Below are 18,519 nucleotides of genomic sequence, written 5' to 3'. Positions count from 1 at the left end.
GTATCGATGGGCGCGATTCCTTCTCCCGCATGGCGGGAGAAGGTGGCCCCGCGAAGCGGGGTCGGATGAGGGCGCTCATCGTTTTGCGATTGTTTTGATCAGGCCAACGTCGAAATTGGCCGGTCATTTCCAGGGTCCCTCATCCGACCCGGCTGCGCCGGGCCACTTCTCTCGCAAGCGGGAGAAGGGGCGCGCGCTGGAGATAGATCTGGATGAACGAGGACCTCCCCGCGGCCAGCATTCGTGTTCCGTGCATCGCGCGGCGCAATGACGCCTTGTCGGACAGCTCCCGCATCATACCGGAAGAAACCCCCATCGCCTTCACCTATGGCGGCTCCACGCATGCCGTGATGATGGCGACGCCGGCTGATCTCGAGGATTTCTCCATCGGCTTCGCGCTTACCGAAGGCCTCATCGATTCGATCGACGAGGCCGGTGATTTCGAGATCGTCGCCTCCGAGGCCGGCATAGAGCTGCGCAGCTGGCTCGCTGGCGGACGGCAGGAGGTCTATGCGGCGCGCAAGCGCTCCATGGCCGGGCCGACCGGCTGCGGCCTCTGCGGCATCGAGAGCCTCGAGCAGGCCAGCCGGCCGTTGCCGGTCCTCGCCAATGCGCTGCGCGTCTCATCGACGGCGCTCATCGCCGCCATGGATCGCTTGCCCGGCGCGCAGACGCTCAATCGCGAGACGCGCGCCGTTCATGCCGCCGCTTTCTGGGGGCCGGATTCGGACGTGCTGGTGGCGCGGGAGGATGTCGGCCGCCATAATGCGCTGGACAAGCTCGCCGGCGCGCTGGCGCGTCAGCGGCTTCCCGCAGCGCAGGGCGTCGTGCTGATGACGAGCCGCATTTCCGTCGAGCTCGTTCAAAAGGCCGCCCGCATCGGGGCGCCCATTATCGCCGCAGTCTCCGCGCCCACAGCTCTGGCGGTGCGCACGGCGGAGAAATGTGGCATGACCTTGGTGGCGGTCGTGCGCGGCCGTGACTTCGAAATCTTCACCCACCCCGAACGCATTCTGGAACAGGTCTCTACCCATGTCGCATAATTCGGCCGACCGGCTCGTCAAAATGGCCAATCAGATCGGCAAGTTCTTCGCCGCACAGAGGCATTCCGACGCGGTGGCCGGCACGGCCGAGCATTTGAAGAAATTCTGGGATCCGCGCATGCGCGCCGGCATCATCGATCATGTCGCCCATGGCGGCTCCGGCCTCGACGAGGTGCCGCTGCAGGCGGTGCAGAAGCTCGCTGCGAAATAGAGGCGAGCGGCGCGGGTCGTCTCGGCGCTCTTCGGCTCAGGCGCCGACATCTTCCGTCGTTTTATTCCAGGCGACGGCTTCGAGCTGCTGCGTGTTCGCCTGACAGCGTCGAACGATCAGCCGAATGAGATAGAGCCCGAATTGCGGGTTCTGGAAATAGAGCTGCTCGAACTCCTCATAGGTGATCGACAGCAGTCGGCAATCGGTGAGCGCGCGCGCCGAGGCCGTGCGCAAGCCGTCCTCGGTGAACAGCGCCATTTCCCCGAACAGCGTTCCCGGCGGCAGCTGGATTCCCACCTCTGGAAGCTCGATCTCGCCTTCGATCAGCATATAGGCGCGGTCGGCCTCCTCGCCTTTGCGAAACAAAAGCGCGCCGGCCTTCACGCTGCATGGATGCATGAAGGGCTTCAGCCATTCGACCTTCAGCTCGCCATCCGCCGCGCGCTTGACGCTGGCCACCAGCTTGCGCATCTCGCGTAGACGAATGAGGTCGAGCGGAAACAGAATGACGTGGCGGGTCAACACGGCCATGTTCCCGCTCGCAGCGCCGACGACGACGCCGAGAAAATTCGCGATCGTGGATGCGATCCGCAAGCGGATCATCGTCTTCGAATAGGCGGAAGCCACAGCCGCCACCGATTGCATCCACGAGGCCGCGATCACCAGATACAGAATATGCTCGCTCGTCACTCGAGATTCTCCAGGGAAGCGGAGGCTTTCTCGCCGACGACGAGCGGCTCGACGCCTCTTTGGCGTCACAGATAGCTCATTTCTCACGCTGAAGTCAGCAGCTACAGCGTTTCGCGCCCCATATCGCCGCAGCGGCTCAGCGGCGGAGCCGCTCCAGCACCTCCTTCGTCGCGAATCCATCCGCCGGCTGCACGCCTTCGCTCAGCTGAAAGGCGTGCACGGCGTTGCGGCTGGTGCGGCCGAGCTTGCCGTCTATGGCGCCGCGATAGAAGCCGCGCGTGGTGAGCAGGCGCTGCAGCTCCTTGCAATCGGCGGTCGAGAGCGCCGCGATCTTCTTCGGCCAAGGGGCGATGGGCGCGCGTCGCCCGGCGATGCGGTCGGCGAGCAGGCCGATCGACAGCGCATAGGCGTCGGAGGTGTTGTATTTGCGGATCACCTCGAAATTATCGGTGATGAGAAAGGCCGGGCCGGCCGCGCCGGCCGCGCCGGCCGGCAGATAGAGGCTCGCCGGACCGCTCGCCGGCAGCGCCTCGCCATCGGCCCGTGCGAGGCCCAGCGCGCGCCATTGCGCGAAGTCGAGATCGAAGTCGGCGTAATCGAAATTTTTGGGCAGGACGACCTCGACCGCCCAGGGCAGGCGCGGATCCCAGCCGGAGAATTTCAGGAAATTGGCGACAGAGGCGAGCGAATCGAGCCTGTTCGTCCAAATGTCGGGGGCCGCGTCGCCGCTATAGGCGGTCGCATATTTCAGATAGGCCGAGGGCAGGAATTGCGGCTGGCCCATAGCGCCGGCCCAGGAGCCGCGCAGCCGCGCGCGGGTGACGTCGCCTCTCTGCAGCATGACCAAAGCGGCGACGAGCTCATCGGAGAAGATCGTTCCCCTATGGCCGGCATAGGCCAGCGTCGCCAGCACGCGCAGCGTGTCTGCGGCGCCGGTCGCGGAACCGAAATTGCTTTCCACCCCGAGTATGGCGAGAGCGATCTCGGAAGGAACGCCGCTGCGCTCCTCGATCGTCGCCAGCGGCGCGGAGAGCTCGCTGGCGAGCGCGCGTCCCCGCGCCACACGCGCTGCGCTCACCGCGCCGGAGACATAGGAGGGGATGGAAATGGTGAACTCGGCTTGAGCCTGTGGGCGCCGCAGCAATCCGGGCTCCGGCGTGAGGCCTGCGACAGCCGAATCGAAAATCTCGCGCGCGACGCCGGCGTCGCGCGCCCGTGGCCATAATTGCTGCAGGAAATGGTCGAGATCAGAACCGGCGGCGCTTTCCTGCGCCAGCGCGCAAGGAGCGAAAAAAGCCGTCAGGACAAAGAGTAGGAAAATGACCGGCAATGATAGGAACACATCGCGGCGATTGGCGCGAGCGTGGCCGAAAGCTTGTCGCAAAATTGCGCGCGAGCTTGGCCATTCTTTGGAATCTTTACACTTTTGGCCATTTTGTTTGACACTTCGCTGCGCTGCGTTTTCAATCGGCATGTCTCGACTTCCACAAGGAGCCGCGAGCAGGACAGGATCTGAGGCGAAACGGAAATGACGCATCACCCCATGATTACGAATTTTCGTGCGCCGATCCAACTGGGAAAAAAGGCGGCCCCCATCAAGGACGAGCAGGAGCTGAAGGCCAAGCTTCGGGCGGCCGGCCTTCGTCCCACCTCGCAGCGCATCTCGCTCAGCAAGCTGCTCTATGGCAATGGCGACCGCCATGTGAGCGCCGAGGCGCTCCACGCCGAAGCGCGCGAGGCCGGCCTGCAAATGTCGCTCTCGACCGTCTACAACACGCTCAACCAATTCGCCGACGTCGGCCTGCTGCGGGAGATCGCCGTGCAGGGGCCACGCACCTATTTCCACACACGCACCGCGCCGCATCACCATTTCATGGATGAGGTCAGCAAGCGCATGTTCGACGTGGTGGACGGCTCCATCGAATTCGCCAAGCTTCCCGCTCCGCCAGAGGGCATGGAGATTGTCGGCTGCGACGTCATCATCCGGCTGCGGCCCAAGCGGAAGGCTTGAGGCGGCTCGCCGGAGCAGTCTCTCTTCAGTGTGATTGTTTCAGAAAGGCCGCCGCTTGGGCGGCTTTATTCATGCCTTCTCCCGCGCAGCGATTTTTCCTCGCCGGGTCTTGTCCAGCTCCAGCTCCAGCGCTCGCGAGGCGAGCCGAATCGGCCCCTCTCCCGCGAAGCTTCGCGGGAGAGGGGCCTTTCCGTTCAGCCGAGCAGCTTGGCGATCTCCGCCTTCAGCCCGTCGGCGATGTCCGGGCGGGTCAGGCCGAAGGCGAGATTGGCCGCCAGAAAGCCGAGCTTCGATCCGGTGTCATAGGTCTTGCCGTCGAAGCGCACGCCGTGGAAGGCTTGCGAGCCGCTCAGCGTCACCATGCTGTCGGTGAGCTGAATCTCGCCGCCCGCGCCCTTCTCGCCCTTGGCCAGAATGTCGAAAATCTCCGGCTGCAGAATATAGCGGCCCGAGATCATCAGATTGCTCGGCGCGGTTCCGCGCGGCGGCTTCTCCACCATTCCGGTGATCTCGAAAGCGGCGCCGAAATCCTTGCCGACCGAGACGATGCCGTACTGGTGCGTCTCCTCCGGCGGCACTTCCTCCACCGCGATCACATTGCCGCCATGGGCCTCATAGGCCTCCACCGCCTGGGCGAGGCAGCGGCTCTTCTTCGGCCCATTGCCGAGCGTCACCATATCGGGCAGCAGCACGGCGAAGGGTTCGTCGCCGACGATCTCGCGCGCACACCAGACCGCATGGCCGAGGCCGAGCGGAGCCTGTTGGCGGGTGAAGCTGGCGGCGCCGGCGGGAGGCAGATCGGCGATCAGCGCGTCATATTCCTTGATCTTGCCGCGCTTCTTCAGCGTGTCCTCGAGCTCATAGGCGATGTCGAAATGATCCTCGATGACGCCTTTGTTGCGTCCGGTCACGAAAATGAAATGTTCGATGCCGGCCTCGCGCGCCTCGTCCACCACATGCTGGAGCACGGGACGATCGACGACGGTCAGCATCTCCTTCGGCACCGCTTTGGTCGCCGGGAGGAAGCGCGTGCCGAGGCCGGCCACGGGAAATACAGCCTTGCGAATGCGTTTGCTCATGATTAGTCCATTTCGAGCGAGTGTGACCCGAGCGCGAGAGCGCGACGCCCGAGCAGGGTTTCGGAAAAGGCGCAAGCGCTTTTCCGAGAATATCCCGCAATGGCGAAAGACCAACGCCTAGTCCGAGCCGGGCCAGGATTCGTCCTTAACCATTGCCCGTTAATTTCCCGTGATGACGTCTTCAGCAGGAAGAGAGCGGAATGACCATTCTCGTGACCGGCGGCGCCGGCTATATTGGAAGCCATATGACGCTCGAGCTGCTCGACGCCGGCGAGAAGGTCGTCGTGCTCGACGATCTCTCCACGGGGTTTCGCTGGGCGGTTCCGGAGGAAGTTCCGCTCATCGTGGGCGATTTTGGCGACGCGGCGCTGCTGCGCGATATTTTCGCGCGGCATGATGTCCAGTCGATCATTCATTTCGCGGCCAAGATCGTGGTCCCCGAGTCCGTCGCCGATCCTCTCGGCTATTATTTGAACAATACGGCGAAAGCGCGGGCTCTGCTGGCGGCGGCGGTGGAAGCGGGCGTGAAGCGCTTCATCTTCTCCTCGACCGCGGCCGTCTATGGCGATCCCGAGCATAATCCGGTGACGGAGGACGAGAGCCTGAAGCCGGTCTCGCCCTATGGACGCTCCAAGCTGATGGTCGAGTGGATGCTCGAGGATGTCTCGCGCGCGCATGATCTCTCCTATGTAGCGCTGCGCTACTTCAATGTCGCCGGCGCCGACCCTCGCGGCCGCTCCGGCCAATCGACGCCCAAGGCGACGCATCTCATCAAGGTGGCGGTGCAGGCGGCGTTGGGGCTGCGTCCCGGCATGCAGGTTTTCGGGACTGATTATCAGACGCCCGACGGCACCTGCCTGCGCGACTACATCCACGTTACCGATCTCGCCCGCGCCCATCTCGACGCGCTGCGTCATTTGCGCGGGGGAGGCGAGAGCCTCGTCTGCAATTGCGGCTATGCGCATGGCTTCTCGGTGCTCGAGGTGATCGAAACGGTGAAGCGCGTTTCCGGCGTCGATTTCAAGGTGGATTTCGCCGGCCGTCGGCCGGGCGATCCGGCCGCCATCGTCGCCGCCAATGACCGCATTCGCTCGCGCCTCGGCTGGACGCCGCGTCACGACGATCTCGAGACAATCGTGCGCCAGGCGTTGGATTGGGAGCGCAAGCTCGCGGCGCGTAACGAAAGTGGAGCATAGCATATATATTATAGAAATATTCCGATACTCTTCGGATATGGGAGGAAAGCGCCAGATTTTACAAGTATTTCTGCGCGATATAGCCTCGTGACGGCAGGCGCTGGTAAGTTTTGCGTAAGGCGACGCGCGGACAGTCGCGCGCGTCCGCTCTCCTTCCAGGATACGCAGAATGTCCATATCGAGTCTGGCCTCCAGCGCGGTTCAAACCGCCTATCATCATCATTCCCGTCCCACGAAAGACGTCGACGACACGACAGCGGCGGCCGCTGCGAGCGCTTCGGCGACGACCAGCTCCACCTCCACGACGCAGACCAGCGCGGTCGATCCCAGCTCGGCGATCGATTTCCGCAGCCTGAGCTCCGGCCAGCTCGCCTCGCTGCTCTTCGCCAGCGATTCCAGCTCGACCAGCTCCAGCGACGATTCCTCCTCGTCCTCGGATTCGGGCTTCGCCTCGACAGTCGCCAATCTGCTGAAGGCGGTCGACTCCGGCGATACGGAGGCGGCCAAGACCGCCGCGTCGAGCCTTCAGAGCCTGTTGCAATCGTCGTCGACCTCGGATTCGTCGAGCTCGTCATCGTCCTCGTCGGACGGCCAATCCGGCTTCCTCTCCGATCTGCAGACGTTGGTCTCGGCGGTGCAGTCGGGCGACACGACGACTGCGCAATCGACGGCCAAGACGATCGAGAGCCATTTGCAGGCGCCGCCGCCTCCGCCCCCGCCGCCGCCGCCGTCTTCTTCCGCGTCTACTTCCTCTTCCGAGAGCTCGGATTCGACCGCTTCCTCCTTCGTCTCCGATTTGGCGACGCTGCTGAACGCGGTGCAATCGGGCGATTCGACGACGCAGAAGAGCTCCGCCACGAGCCTCGAGAGCGATCTCGCTTCGCTCCTGTCCACATCCTCGACGAATTCCTCGTCATCGTCCTCGATGACGACCGATTCTTCGTCTTCCTCTTCGACCATCGTCGACGATCTGAAGACGCTGATCACCGCCGCCAAGAGCGGCGACGCCAGCGCCGCGCAATCGAGCGTCGAGGCGCTGCTGAAGGATCTCGTCGCTCAGCAGGGGTCTCAGTCCTCGAGCGCTTCGCAGAACGCGTAAAAGAGCAGGGGCGGCCTCACCAAGCCACTTTGAGGCCGCCTCGTCCCGCATAGGATTGCGTGCGTCCGCCATATTCGCCCTCGAAGGAGGCGAAGAGCGCGACCGAAGCGCTCACATCGAGGCGCAGCCCGCCTTTCACCTGCAGGTAATTCTCGTCGGGACGCGCGCCGGCGATGGTGAAAGCCGCCGAGGGGGCCGAGGCGAAGGATGCGAGAAGCGCGCGCGTCGGCTCGAATTCATGCACATAGGCGAGCGAAAGATCGGGCGTCAGCCGCCAGCCATTGTCGAGCGCGAAGCTGCGCTTGAATCGCGCGCCGAAATAGAGGGGCAGCGAGTCCGTCTCGCGCGCGGCGAAGGTCAGCGCGCTGAGGCCTGCAAAGCCGGGAAAAGCCGCCGTCGTCTCGGTGAATCCATCCGTCCAAATATGCGCCGTCTCGACAGCAGCGAAAGGCGTAGCGCGCAGGCCGAACAGATCGACGTCGCGCCCGATCTCGACGCGCGCGCGCAGCACGCGGCTCCCGAAATTCGCATTCGCCGTCTCGCCCGTTCCGAGGCCGAAGACCGAGCGGCGTGAGTAATTGTCGAAATCGGAGAAGGCGAGCGAGGCGGAGATATAATTGGGGTCGAAGGTGAAGACGCCATAGCCGCCGATATGCCAGCCATGCGTGTCCACATGAGTCGAGCGCTGATCGGTCGAGGCTCCGCCGGCGCTATAGCCGCCCGCGAAGCCGAGCAGAAGATTGGGAAGCACCGCCGCATCGAGACCGATGGCGCCGCCGCCGAGGCTCGTGCGCTGCGTCGCCGAGCCTTGCGCAGCGTCGCCGCCGAGGCGTGCGCTCTGGCCGAAGCCGGAGATCCACATGCGCCAGAGCCGCGCCGGCTCCTGTGTCATACGCGGGGCGATCGGACCCTTTTTCGATTCCAGAGACGCATAGCCGAGGGCCGGCGTCGTCGCGGAAATGGAGATTCCATTGGCGTCGCGCGTCTCGCCCGAGCGCCAGAATTGTCCGGCGTCTGCGAGAGTCGAGCCGAACAGGCGGTTCGATTCGAGGCCGACATTCAGCGCGCCGGTGACGCCTTCGCCGGAGAGTCCGTCGAAGGCCGCGCGCGCGCCGGCCGCCGATTTGCCGACGACGGCGAGGAACAGCGGGCTCGCCGTCGGCGTCGTGTCGAGCGCCGCGGCGACCGCGCGCTGATTGCGATTGGCCGCGACGCTCTGGAAGAACACGCCATTGCGCGAGAGCGTCAGATAGGCGTTGTTGGCGTTATAGGAGAGCGAGGGCGTCAAAAAGGCGAGATCGGTGGAGACCGAAGCGAAAGAGCCGCTGACGCCGCCCGCCGCCTGCACGATCGCATAGCTCGTCGAAGGCGCATAATTGCCGGAGGCGGCGGTCACTTGCACAGAGCCGGCGAGCGCCGCCGTTCCGCCGACGATGATCTTGTCCGCCGCGCCGGCGGCGTTTGCGTCGATCTGATAGACCGAGCCCGAGCGGAAAGTAGCGTTGCCGGTGACGGTGAGCGTGGAGATCGCGCCGGCGCCGGGCGAGACGACGCCCGACAGATCGAGCGCGCCCAGCGTGCCGGAGCCCGAGAGGCGTCCGCCAGCGGCGATGGTGACGAGATTGCCGATCGTGCCGGAGGCGACCAGCTCCGCGCCGCCCGCGACCGTCACGCCGCTAGAATAGCTCTGCGTCCCGGTGAGCGTCCACACGCCGTCATCGACGCTCAGCGTCTCGAAATTGATCGCGCCGGCGAAGGTTCCCGTTCCTGAGAGCGAGATGCGATCGTTTCCGGCGCCGCCGTCCACCGTTCCATTGATGACGGAGCCGGTGCGAATGTTCAGCGTGTCGTCGCCGGAGCCGAAGACGATCGCCTGTCCGCCGCCGCCGGTGATGGTCCCGGAGTTGGTGATCGTATTGTTCTGCGTGCTGTTGATATAGACGCCGTAGCGCGTCGTTCCCTGGATCGTGCCGGCGTTGGTGATCGTCACCGCGCCGAAGGCAGGCCCTTCCGAGCTATTGTCGACGAGAATGCCGTCCGCCTGACCAATGATCGTCGCGCCAGCCTTATTGTCGATGACGCCGCCGCCGATGGCGACGCCCTGGCTGGTGTTGGTCTTGCCGTCGGAGCCGACGCCCTTCGCGCCCGTGCCGCGGATCGTGCCGTAATTGGTGATGTTGCCGATGTAATCGATATCGACGCCATCGCCGTCGCCATTGGCGACGCCGGCGATATTGTCGATATCGCCCGAGATGAGGCCGTAATTGATCACCGTCCCGCCGACGTCGGAGCCGACGCCCGAGCCGTTGCGGCCGATGATCTGACCGCCGGCGTAATTGGTCACGGTGATCGAGGAGGTCGTCTTATTCGCCGTCGGATCATAGCTGATGTTGATTCCGTGGCGTCCGCCGGAGATCAGGCCGCCGGCGTAATTATTGACCGTTCCGCCGGTGCTCGTCTGGAAGTCGATTCCATCCGCGCCGCTGTTGGTCTGGAAATTATTGGAGATGATCTGGCCGTAATTATTGATCGTGGCGTTGTTGCCGGGGCGAACGCCGTCGGCGTCGGCGGTCTGCAGCACGCCGGTCGCGAAATTATTGATGGTGATCGAGGCTGTGCCGGCGACGATATTGCCGAAGTCGATCGCCTGGCCATTGTTGGAGCCCGTGCCCGTCGCCTGGATCAGCCCGTAATTATTGACGGTGATCGTTCCCGACGTGACAGCCGTTCCCACTTGCAGCGCGTCATTCTGCGATTGAATCGTCGCGCCCGCCTCATTGGTCAGCGTGAAGCTCATCGCGGTTCCGCTGTTGAAGCGGATCGCGCGCGTTCCTGTCCCCGTCGATTCGATCGTGCCGAAATTGTCGACGGAGACGCCGGTCGAGGTCGATGTCTGATTCAGCGTCGGATTGGCCGAGGAGGTGAGCTTGCCCCCGGCGCCCACGGTGATCTTATCGGTTCCGCCGAATGTCTTCTGGCCGGAGACGGTCGTATTGGCCGGGACATTTATGTCGGCTGCGACGGCCGCGGAAGAGAACGAGAGGGAGGCGAGGAGGGCGAGAGGGCTGACGCGCGAGAGAAGAGGCGACATTGCGGTTCCGTTCCAGCTGGATCGGGACCCCTAATGGCGGCGGCGCATGACGCTTTGACGACAGCGCCGCAATGTCGCCCTCTTCTGTTCACCCTGTGTTACGCAGGCCGGCCGCCACGCCATTGATGGACATGAGAATGCCCTGGCGAATGTCGTCGCCGGTCTGGCCGCCGCGGAAGCGGCGAATGAGCTCCACCTGCAGATAGTTGAGCGGGGCAATGTAGGGGAAGCGATGGTGCAGCGAGCGCGCCAGCGCCGGATTGTCGGCGAGTCGCTGGCTCGATCCGGTGAGATCGGCGAGCGCGGCGTTGGATCGGCTCCACTCCGCCTCTATCTCCCCATAAATGCGGTCGGCGAGCGCGTGATCCTGCACCAGGCCCGCATAGTGACGCGCGATCGAGAGATCGGTCTTCGACAGGATCATGTCGATGTTCGACAGAAGCGTGCGGAAGAAGGGCCATTCGCGATACATGCGCTTCAGCAGCTCGAGCTTGGAGCCGTCGTCGCCCTCGCGGAAGCGCGCGATCGCCGAGCCGAAGCCGTACCAGCCGGGCAGGGCGAGACGCGCCTGGCCCCAGGAGAAGCTCCACGGAATGGCGCGCAAATCTTCGATCTTGCGCGATGGCTTGCGCGAGGCCGGCCGCGAGCCGATGTTGAGCGAGGCGATCTCGGAGATGGGCGTCGAGGCGAAGAAATAATCGACGAAATCGGGCGTCTCGTAGACGAGGCCGCGATAGGCGTCCATGCCCCATTGCGCCAGCTGTTCCGCCACTTCGAGGAATTCCGGCGGCGGCGCCTTGCTATGCGAGAGCAGCGTCGCCTCGAGGGTCGCGGCGACGAGCAGCTCGAGATTGATGCGGCCGATCTGCGGATTGGCGTATTTCGCCGCGATCACCTCGCCTTGCTCGGTGAGGCGAATCTGCCCGTTCACCGTGCCCGGCGGCTGCGCGAGAATGGCGTCATAGCTCGGTCCGCCGCCGCGCCCCACAGTGCCGCCGCGGCCGTGGAAGAGCCGCATGGCGATCGACGGCAGGCCCGAGAAAAAGTCCGCGAGCGCGGTGGAGGCGCGATAGAGCTCCCAAATGCTCGCGAGAATGCCGCCGTCCTTGTTGCTGTCGGAATAGCCCAGCATGATGTCCTGCTGCGCGCCGGAATTGGTGACGAGCTTGACGATTCCGGGCAGCGCATAGAACTCGCGCATGATGACGGCGGCGTTGCGCAGATCGCCGATCGTCTCGAACAAAGGCACGATGATGAGATCGGCGGCGACGATGCTGGCGTCGCGCGGATCGAGCGTGCCGCGCATCATGCCGCATTCCTTCTGCAGCAGCAGCACCTCGAGCAGATCGCTCACCGTCTCCGTATGGCTGACGATGTAATGACGGATCGACTCGTGACCATAGGTCTTGCGCATCTCCGCCGCGCGCTCGAAGATCGCCAGCTCGCTCGCGACATCTTCCGAATAGGCGGCGTCGACGAGCCGCACCGGCCGCGGATCGCTGAGCAGCTTCAGCAGCAGCGCGCGCTTCTCCTCTTCCGTGAGGGCGGCGTAGTCGGGCGCGATGCGCGCCTCGCGCAGCAGCGCGGCGATCGTCTCCTCATGGCGGTCGGAGCTCTGGCGCAAATCCACTGTGGCGAGATGAAAGCCGAAGACTTCCGCCGCGCGGATCAGCGGCTCGAGGCGCTGCGTCGCGATCACCTCGCTATGATGGCAGCGCAGCGAATCATCGACGATCTCGAGATCGGCGAGAAAGGCGCGCGGACCGGAGTAGGGCGCGCCGGGCGCCCTCGCATGGCGCTGCGCCTGCTGGCCGGTCAGCTCCTCGAGCGTCGCGGCGAGGCGGGCGTAGACGCCGATCAGCGCGCGGCGATAGGGCTCGTCGTCGCGATGCGGATTGTCGTCGCCAGAGCGCGCGGCGAGCTGCTCGAGCGCCTGGCTGCAGCCGGCGTAGCGGCGCGAGATGGACAGCTCGGCGCCGAGCTCATGCACCTCGGAGAGATAGAAGCGCAGCGCCGTCTCGCTCTGCATGCGCAGCGCATTGGCGAGCGATTCGGCGCGAACATTGGGATTGCCGTCGCGATCGCCGCCGACCCAAGTGCCCATGCGCAGGAAGGGCGGAATGCGCAAGCCGCCGAGGCGCTCTTCGATGTCGGCGTAGAGCAGCGGAATCTGGCGCAGGAAAGTGCTGCGATAATAGCTCAGCGTGTTGGCGATCTCGTCACGCACAGTGAGCCGCGCCTGCCGCAGCAGCTCCGTCTGCCACAGCTGCGAGACGCGGGCGCGCAATTGCAGCTCATTGCGGGCTAGCTCGGCCTTGTTGCGCGCATGTGGGCGCGCTTGCAACAGAGCGGAGATGGCGTGCTCGGCATCGAGCAGGCTCTTGCGCCGCACTTCCGTCGGATGCGCGGTCAGCACGGGCGAGACCCAGCCGTTGGAGAGCACCTGCGCCACCTTGCCGGGGCCGATCGAGGCCTTGCGCAAATGCGCGAATGTGTTGGCGAGGCTCGGCTCGCCGGAGGCCTCGTCGCCCTGCAGCGGATGCAGATCCTCGGCGATATTGGCGAGATGCGAGAAATAGCTGAAGGCGCGGATGACAGTGACCGCCTCGCTCGCCGAGAGCGAGCGCAGCAGCGCGTCGAGCTTGTGATCGGCCTCCATGTCGCCATTGCGGCTGACGGCCACCGAGAGGCGGCGGATCGTCTCTATGCGCTCGAAGGCGGCCACGCCCTCCTGCTCGCGCACCGTGTCGCCGAGCAGGCGGCCGAGCAGGCGAATATCGGCGAGCAGCGACTGATCGTCGAGCAGGGCGGAGGAGCTGAAATTGGCGGCGTCTGTTTCGACTTGCATATGGGGCGTCGATCCTCGAGCGGGGGCGCCGTGCGGCGCGGTAGGTCCTGCGAGCTATAGCAGATTTTGGACCGGAGGCGATGTGGGGTAGCTATGAAGTGAAGCTGGTGTCATGTTCGGCCTCGCCTTTCAGGTCATGCCGAGTCCCGGCTTCTTACGAACGACCTTTGTGGGAATTGCAGACGTGACGATCAATCCGCGCTACCAAGTGTTTGTGAGTTCCACTCATCTAGACCTAAAGGAAGAACGCGAACGTATCATCTACGAACTCATAAAGTCCGGCTTTATCGCAGTCGGTATGGAGCAATTCCATGCAGCGACAGAAGAGCAGATGGAATATATAAGGCCACTTATTGACGAAACGGACTATTATGTAGTTATTGTAAAAGGTCGGTATGGGTCGGTAGGGGCAGATGGGATAAGTTACACGGAGAAAGAGTATCGGTACGCCTTAGAAAAAGGCGTTCCTATTCTTGCCTTCTTGTATGAAAAAATGGATGATTTGCGCCTGGGAGATACGGACCAGAATCCAGAAAAGCAAGCAAAATTGATCGATTTTCGAAATGAGCTGCAAAAACGAATGGTTTGCTACTGGAATAATACTGACCAGCTCGTAAATAAAGTAAAGGATTCTGTTTACGATAGTGTGCGCCGTAAGCCCAGGGTGGGATGGATTCGCGGTGACAACGCTATGGATCCTGCTGTATATAAAGAACTTGAGAGTGCTAGAAAGGCAGTTTTAGAATTAGAGAAGCGGCTATCGGAGGTTGTGGTTGTTGATCTTCATAATGATCTAGCACAAGGAGCTGACATATTTCAAATACAATGGACGCTTATGGAAAAATCAGGAGGAAATGAATTTTTAAATTATCGGTATGAAGAGATTGGGAAATTTACATTTGATACAAGCTGGGATGATATATTGGTTATCCTTATCGAGAATTTATATCGAGAGGATACAGAGTATGCAATCGGTAGCGCGATAGCGCAGCATATTCGAGACTCGTTGGTGGATGCTGGTGATGATCAACATGTAGATGTGCATGTTGATGTGGTCAGAAACATAAGATTTCAATTGGAGGCCTTAGGAATTATTTCCACGACCACAAGGACCTCGACGAGTTCGACCGGGTATTCAAGAACCAACCTTTGTTGGGTATTGACGGAAAGAGGGCGTCAGTACATCTCGAAAATCAGGGCAATCCGTCGCGATTCTATGTAATGGCGCGCGAACCAATGTGCCATCCCGCCCCCTCCCTTGTCGCCTCCGCCCGTCCGACTTATAGACCTCGCTGCGGCCGTAACCCTATCCGAGTGCTCGACCATGGAAGACGCGTCCTCGATTCTGATTCCCGCCGCCGTCGGCGCGCTCATCGGCGTGGCTTTCGCCTTTTTCGCGCGCTGGTCGGAGCGTTATCCGCAGGCGGGCTCCCGCCGCGCGCTGGCCTATGGGCTCATCGCCACGGCTGCGCTCTATGTCGGCCTCTCCTTCGCCTCGGACAATCCCAAGGCCTGGTTCGGCATAGAGATGACCGGCCTCGCCATTTTCGGCTCCTTCGCGCTGCTCGGCCTCGTGGGCTCGCCCTGGTGGCTCGCCATCGGCTTCGCTCTGCATCCCTTCTGGCACCTGCAGTTCCATTATCTCGGCACGGGCTCGGAGTTCACGCCGGCGTGGTTCACGCTCGGCCTCACCGGTTTCGATCTGGCCGTCGCCGCTTATGTCGTCTATGCCATTCTGCGCGGCGCCGATCCGCAGCTCCAGCGCAAGCCGCGGCCCTCCGCGCCTTCCGCCGCCGGCGGGGAGGAGGATGAGCCGCAGCGTCCGCTCACGCGCAATGAGCGCCGCGTCGCCAAAAAGTCGCGCTGAAACCACGCCGCAGAGAGGCTCCGATCGATGAACGCTCCCGCCGATTTCACTCTCCGTCACGATTGGACGCTGGAGGAGATCGTCGCCATCCACGACGCCCCTCTGCTCGAGCTGATCGCGCGGGCGAGCGCGCTGCACAGCCGCTTCTTCGATCCCAATGACGTGCAGAAGGCGGCGCTGCTCAGCATCAAGACAGGCGGCTGCCCAGAAAATTGCTCCTATTGCTCGCAATCTGCGCATCACCGCGAGGTCAAGCTCGACCGCGTCGAGCTGCTGCAGGTGGACGAGGTTCTGGACGCCGCCAGGCGCGCGCGGGAGGCCGGGGCGGATCGTTTCTGCATGGGCGCAGCCTGGCGCCAGGCGCCCAAGGGCGAGCGTTTCGACTCCGTGCTGGAGATGGTGCGCGGCGTGCGAGCGCTCGGCATGGAGGCCTGCGTCACGCTCGGCATGCTCGACGACGGCCAGGCCGAGCGTCTCGTGGAGGCGGGCCTCACCGCCTATAACCATAATCTCGACACTGGGCCGGAGTTCTACGGCGAGATCGTCACCACCCGCACCTATGAGGATCGGCTGCAGACGCTCGCCGCAGTGCGCCGCGCCGGCATAGAAATGTGCTGTGGCGGCATCATCGGCATGGGCGAGAGCGTGCGCGACCGCGCCCATATGCTGCAGGTGCTGGCCTCCTTCGATCCGCATCCCGAGAGCGTGCCGATCAATGCGCTGGCGGCCATAGAAGGCACGCCGCTCGAGGGCCGCCCGCCGGTGGATTCGCTGGAGCTGGTGCGCATGATCGCGACGACGCGCATCCTCATGCCGAAATCCCGCGTACGGCTGTCCGCCGGCCGCTCCGGCCTCTCGCGCGAGGCGCAGATATTGTGCCTCGTCGCCGGCGCCAACTCCATCTTTTATGGCGAGAAGCTTCTGACGGCCGGCAATCCCGGCCTCGACGCCGATGCCGCGCTCTTCTCCGCGCTCTCCGCGCAGGGGGAGGACGCCTGCGCGGCGAAGCAATAGGCGCCGCGGGCGGGAGGAAAAGCGGGGAGAGACCGATGCATGGGCAGGACCGCTTTCTCCTCGCCGGCGTGATGGGCTGGCCGATCTCGCATTCGCGCTCGCCCAAAATCCACAACTACTGGCTCGCCCGCTATGGCCTCGTCGGCGCCTATGCGCCGCTCGCCATAGAGCCGGGGCGGCTCGAGGCGGCGCTGCGCGCTCTGCCGGCGCTGAATTTCTCGGGCTGCAATCTCACCATCCCGCATAAGGAGGCGGCGCTCGCCATCGTCGACGTTCTCGACGCGAGCGCGACGCGCATCGGCGCGGTCAATTGCGTGGTGGTGGAGGAGGACGGGACGCTCGTCGGCCGCAATTACGACGGTTTCGGCTTCACCGCCTCGCTGCGCGCCGCCGCGCCCATGTGGCGGGCGGACGCCGGGCCGGCGGTGGTGATCGGCGCGGGCGGAGCGGCGCGGGCGGTCATCGCCGGGCTCATCGATTCCGGCGCGGCCGAGGTGCGGCTGTTCAACCGCACGCTCGAGCGGGCGCAGAAGATCGCAGCGGATTTCGGCGCTCCGGTCACGGCGCATCGCTGGGAAGAACGCGCCGACGGCCTCGCCGGCGCCGGCCTGCTGGTGAACACGACGAATCAGGGCATGGTGGGCGAGCCGCCGCTCGATCTGCCTTTGGATCGCCTGCCGGCGGAAGCGCTCGTCTCCGATATCGTCTATGCGCCGCTGGAGACGCCGCTGCTGGCCGCGGCCCGCGCCCGCGGCAATGTCGCGGTCGATGGGCTCGGCATGCTGATCCATCAGGCGCGGCCGGCGTTCCGCGACTGGTTCGGCGTCATGCCCGAGGCGACGCCGGAACTGCGCGCGCTGATCGAGGCGACGTTGTAGAGAGCGTTTCGATCAGAATGAGAGCGCTCCGCCCGGCCGTGTTCTGCCGGGCGAGGAGCATTCCGTAAGCTCACGCCACAAAGGCGGAGACGGCGAAGCGGAAGGGCGACCAGCGGCTCGACAATTCCACCAGCTCATTGGCGCGCTTCAGGAAAGTCGAATAGCGCTCGCTCGCGAAGCGCGACTGCGCCTCCAGCGCATCGCTGACCGAGCGCGCCTGACCGAGCGCCAACGCCAGATCGAGGACCGCGGCGGCGTTCTCGTTCACGAGATCGAATGTTTTCAGAGACCAGAGGCTCGGGTCGAGAGGCTCGACCTTGGCGGGCGCGGTCTCGATTGTCGCGGCGACGATGGTCACCGGCGCGACCGGCGCTTCGGCGATCGGTTCCGCAACGACCTCGAGGGCGGGTTCCGCGATTGTCTCGAGGACAGGTTCAGCCGCCGTCTCGAGCGCCGGCTCCGGCGCTATGTCGAAAACAGGCTCCGGCGCGGTCGCGATCGTCTCGGCGGGGACCTCGATGGCGGGATCGGCCGGCGTCAGCGCCAGCTCGACGGGTTCCAAGGCGGCGGTCACGGCCTCGATCTCGGCGGCTTCCAAAGCGGCGGCGACGGCGTCGATCTCGACGGGCGACGCGGCCTCCAGCGGGGCCGTCTCGTGCTCATCGTCGTCCAGCGCGTCCTTGAGGGTAATCGGCGGCTCCTTCGGCGGCGCCGGGCGCTTGGAAGAACCTCTCGTATGGGTGGCCATCGCTTCGGGCTCCTTTCGTGCTGGTGTCGGCAGTTAGTGTCGCGCCCGAATCGCCTTCGGCGCTCGAAAGCTCCGCGGAAACGCCGCTCTACTCGACGCTGCCTCTACTCACGCCGCCGAGACGCGCCGCAGCGCATTTCGTCGAGGCGCCGCGCGTCATCGGCGCGGCGCCGTCGGCAACTCACTTGCCGGTCGTCGCTTTTTGCAGCGCAGCGCCGAGATCCTTGGCCTGGGACTGTATCGCCTCGACCTGGCTCTTCACATACTCCGCCTGCAGCTGGAGCACTTCCTGGGGATCCTTGGCGCGCAGAAGCTTCTGCGCGAGATCGAAAGCCGCATTCACATTGGCTTCGGCGTAGCCGAGCGCCTTGGCGCTCACATCCTTGGCCCCGACCTGGAAGGTGGCGGTCGTCGTCTCGACGGAGCCGATCGCCTTTTGCGCGGCTCCGGCGAATCCCTCGAACGCCTTGCGCGCCTGCTCGACGCTCTTTTCGGCGAAGTCGCGGACTTCGTTCGGTATCTGATAGATCGGTTCGCTCACGAATGCTTCCTTCTGGTCGGGTCGGCTCGAACGCCCGTCGGCCGAAGAAGGGGCGCCGGCCGAGCCGAATATGGCTCAACTCATGTTGCATTGCAACATAATTGTGGTCTAGGGGCGGCGCATCCGTTCATCATGAATCGTCGAAGCTTGTTAAAATGTCCTGCGCCGCATAGACCAAGCCGCAACGAACCTTTAAGTTTCCT

At 64.0% G+C, this 18,519-nt stretch carries 16 protein-coding genes; 9 read left to right on the top strand and 7 right to left on the bottom strand.

Going from position 1 to position 18,519, the window contains the following annotated elements; genetic code table 11:
• Positions 1-212: 212 nt before the first annotated feature.
• Positions 213-1,043: a formate dehydrogenase accessory sulfurtransferase FdhD gene (gene fdhD / locus EDE12_RS11420; protein WP_026598848.1), complete on the top strand. Its 831-nt coding sequence runs from the start codon at positions 213-215 to the stop codon at positions 1,041-1,043.
• Complete coding sequence (locus EDE12_RS11415; protein WP_018265611.1) at positions 1,033-1,254, top strand: formate dehydrogenase subunit delta; 222 nt, start codon at positions 1,033-1,035, stop codon at positions 1,252-1,254. Before fdhD ends, EDE12_RS11415 begins: the two co-directional genes overlap by 11 nt.
• A gap of 36 nt (positions 1,255-1,290) precedes the next feature.
• On the opposite strand, the gene EDE12_RS11410 is transcribed toward EDE12_RS11415, so the two are convergent.
• Entirely contained in the window at positions 1,291-1,944 is a 654-nt protein-coding gene (locus EDE12_RS11410) for a cyclic nucleotide-binding domain-containing protein (protein ID WP_026598847.1), read from the bottom strand.
• Positions 1,945-2,080: 136 nt separating this feature from the next.
• A complete protein-coding gene (locus tag EDE12_RS11405; protein ID WP_245275774.1) occupies positions 2,081-3,274 on the bottom strand; it encodes a lytic murein transglycosylase in 1,194 nt (397 codons plus the stop codon).
• Between the two features lie 198 nt (positions 3,275-3,472).
• Between EDE12_RS11405 and irrA the strand changes: the two genes are divergently transcribed.
• On the top strand, positions 3,473-3,955 hold the full coding sequence (gene irrA, locus EDE12_RS11400; protein ID WP_026598845.1) for an iron response transcriptional regulator IrrA: 483 nt from the start codon (positions 3,473-3,475) through the stop codon (positions 3,953-3,955).
• A 194-nt stretch (positions 3,956-4,149) separates the two neighbouring features.
• Here irrA and EDE12_RS11395 read toward each other — a convergent pair whose 3' ends face one another.
• Entirely contained in the window at positions 4,150-5,034 is an 885-nt protein-coding gene (locus tag EDE12_RS11395) for a UTP--glucose-1-phosphate uridylyltransferase (protein WP_024880232.1), read from the bottom strand.
• 200 nt (positions 5,035-5,234) lie between these two features.
• Between EDE12_RS11395 and galE the strand changes: the two genes are divergently transcribed.
• Positions 5,235-6,230: a UDP-glucose 4-epimerase GalE gene (gene galE / locus EDE12_RS11390; protein ID WP_024880231.1), complete on the top strand. Its 996-nt coding sequence runs from the start codon at positions 5,235-5,237 to the stop codon at positions 6,228-6,230.
• Positions 6,231-6,399: 169 nt separating this feature from the next.
• Positions 6,400-7,329 (top strand): hypothetical protein, encoded by a 930-nt coding sequence (locus tag EDE12_RS11385; RefSeq protein ID WP_026598844.1) that lies wholly within the window; start codon positions 6,400-6,402, stop codon positions 7,327-7,329.
• A 16-nt stretch (positions 7,330-7,345) separates the two neighbouring features.
• On the opposite strand, the gene EDE12_RS11380 is transcribed toward EDE12_RS11385, so the two are convergent.
• A complete protein-coding gene (locus EDE12_RS11380; RefSeq protein WP_026598843.1) occupies positions 7,346-10,420 on the bottom strand; it encodes an autotransporter outer membrane beta-barrel domain-containing protein in 3,075 nt (1,024 codons plus the stop codon).
• An 88-nt stretch (positions 10,421-10,508) separates the two neighbouring features.
• A complete protein-coding gene (ppc, locus tag EDE12_RS11375) occupies positions 10,509-13,268 on the bottom strand; it encodes a phosphoenolpyruvate carboxylase (protein ID WP_026598842.1) in 2,760 nt (919 codons plus the stop codon).
• 112 nt (positions 13,269-13,380) lie between these two features.
• Here ppc and EDE12_RS11370 point away from each other — a divergent pair, with 112 nt between their 5' ends.
• The 4 genes from EDE12_RS11370 (at position 13,381) to EDE12_RS11355 (ending at position 17,027) form a co-directional block, all read left to right on the top strand.
• Positions 13,381-14,490 carry a DUF4062 domain-containing protein gene (locus tag EDE12_RS11370; RefSeq protein WP_084768529.1) on the top strand — a complete coding sequence of 370 codons (1,110 nt, stop codon included), beginning with the start codon at positions 13,381-13,383 and terminating at the stop codon, positions 14,488-14,490.
• A gap of 102 nt (positions 14,491-14,592) precedes the next feature.
• Positions 14,593-15,135 (top strand): hypothetical protein, encoded by a 543-nt coding sequence (locus EDE12_RS11365; RefSeq protein WP_026598841.1) that lies wholly within the window; start codon positions 14,593-14,595, stop codon positions 15,133-15,135.
• A gap of 27 nt (positions 15,136-15,162) precedes the next feature.
• Positions 15,163-16,149: a biotin synthase BioB gene (gene bioB, locus EDE12_RS11360; protein ID WP_026598840.1), complete on the top strand. Its 987-nt coding sequence runs from the start codon at positions 15,163-15,165 to the stop codon at positions 16,147-16,149.
• Positions 16,150-16,184: 35 nt separating this feature from the next.
• The gene (locus tag EDE12_RS11355; RefSeq protein ID WP_026598839.1) at positions 16,185-17,027 is read left to right on the top strand and encodes a shikimate dehydrogenase; all 843 of its coding nucleotides are present in this window, start codon (positions 16,185-16,187) and stop codon (positions 17,025-17,027) included.
• 70 nt (positions 17,028-17,097) lie between these two features.
• Here EDE12_RS11355 and EDE12_RS11350 read toward each other — a convergent pair whose 3' ends face one another.
• Both EDE12_RS11350 and EDE12_RS11345 read right to left on the bottom strand, forming a co-directional pair.
• Positions 17,098-17,775 carry a phasin family protein gene (locus EDE12_RS11350; RefSeq protein ID WP_026598838.1) on the bottom strand — a complete coding sequence of 226 codons (678 nt, stop codon included), beginning with the start codon at positions 17,773-17,775 and terminating at the stop codon, positions 17,098-17,100.
• 181 nt (positions 17,776-17,956) lie between these two features.
• Complete coding sequence (locus EDE12_RS11345) at positions 17,957-18,316, bottom strand: phasin (RefSeq protein WP_024880223.1); 360 nt, start codon at positions 18,314-18,316, stop codon at positions 17,957-17,959.
• Positions 18,317-18,519: the final 203 nt, after the last annotated feature.

Origin of the sequence: Methylosinus sp. sav-2 (assembly GCF_004366495.1) — a bacterium.
In the GTDB taxonomy this organism is placed as follows: domain Bacteria; phylum Pseudomonadota; class Alphaproteobacteria; order Rhizobiales; family Beijerinckiaceae; genus Methylosinus.
Note: the sequence above shows the minus strand (reverse complement) of the source record. Positions and strands in the feature narration are given on the sequence as shown.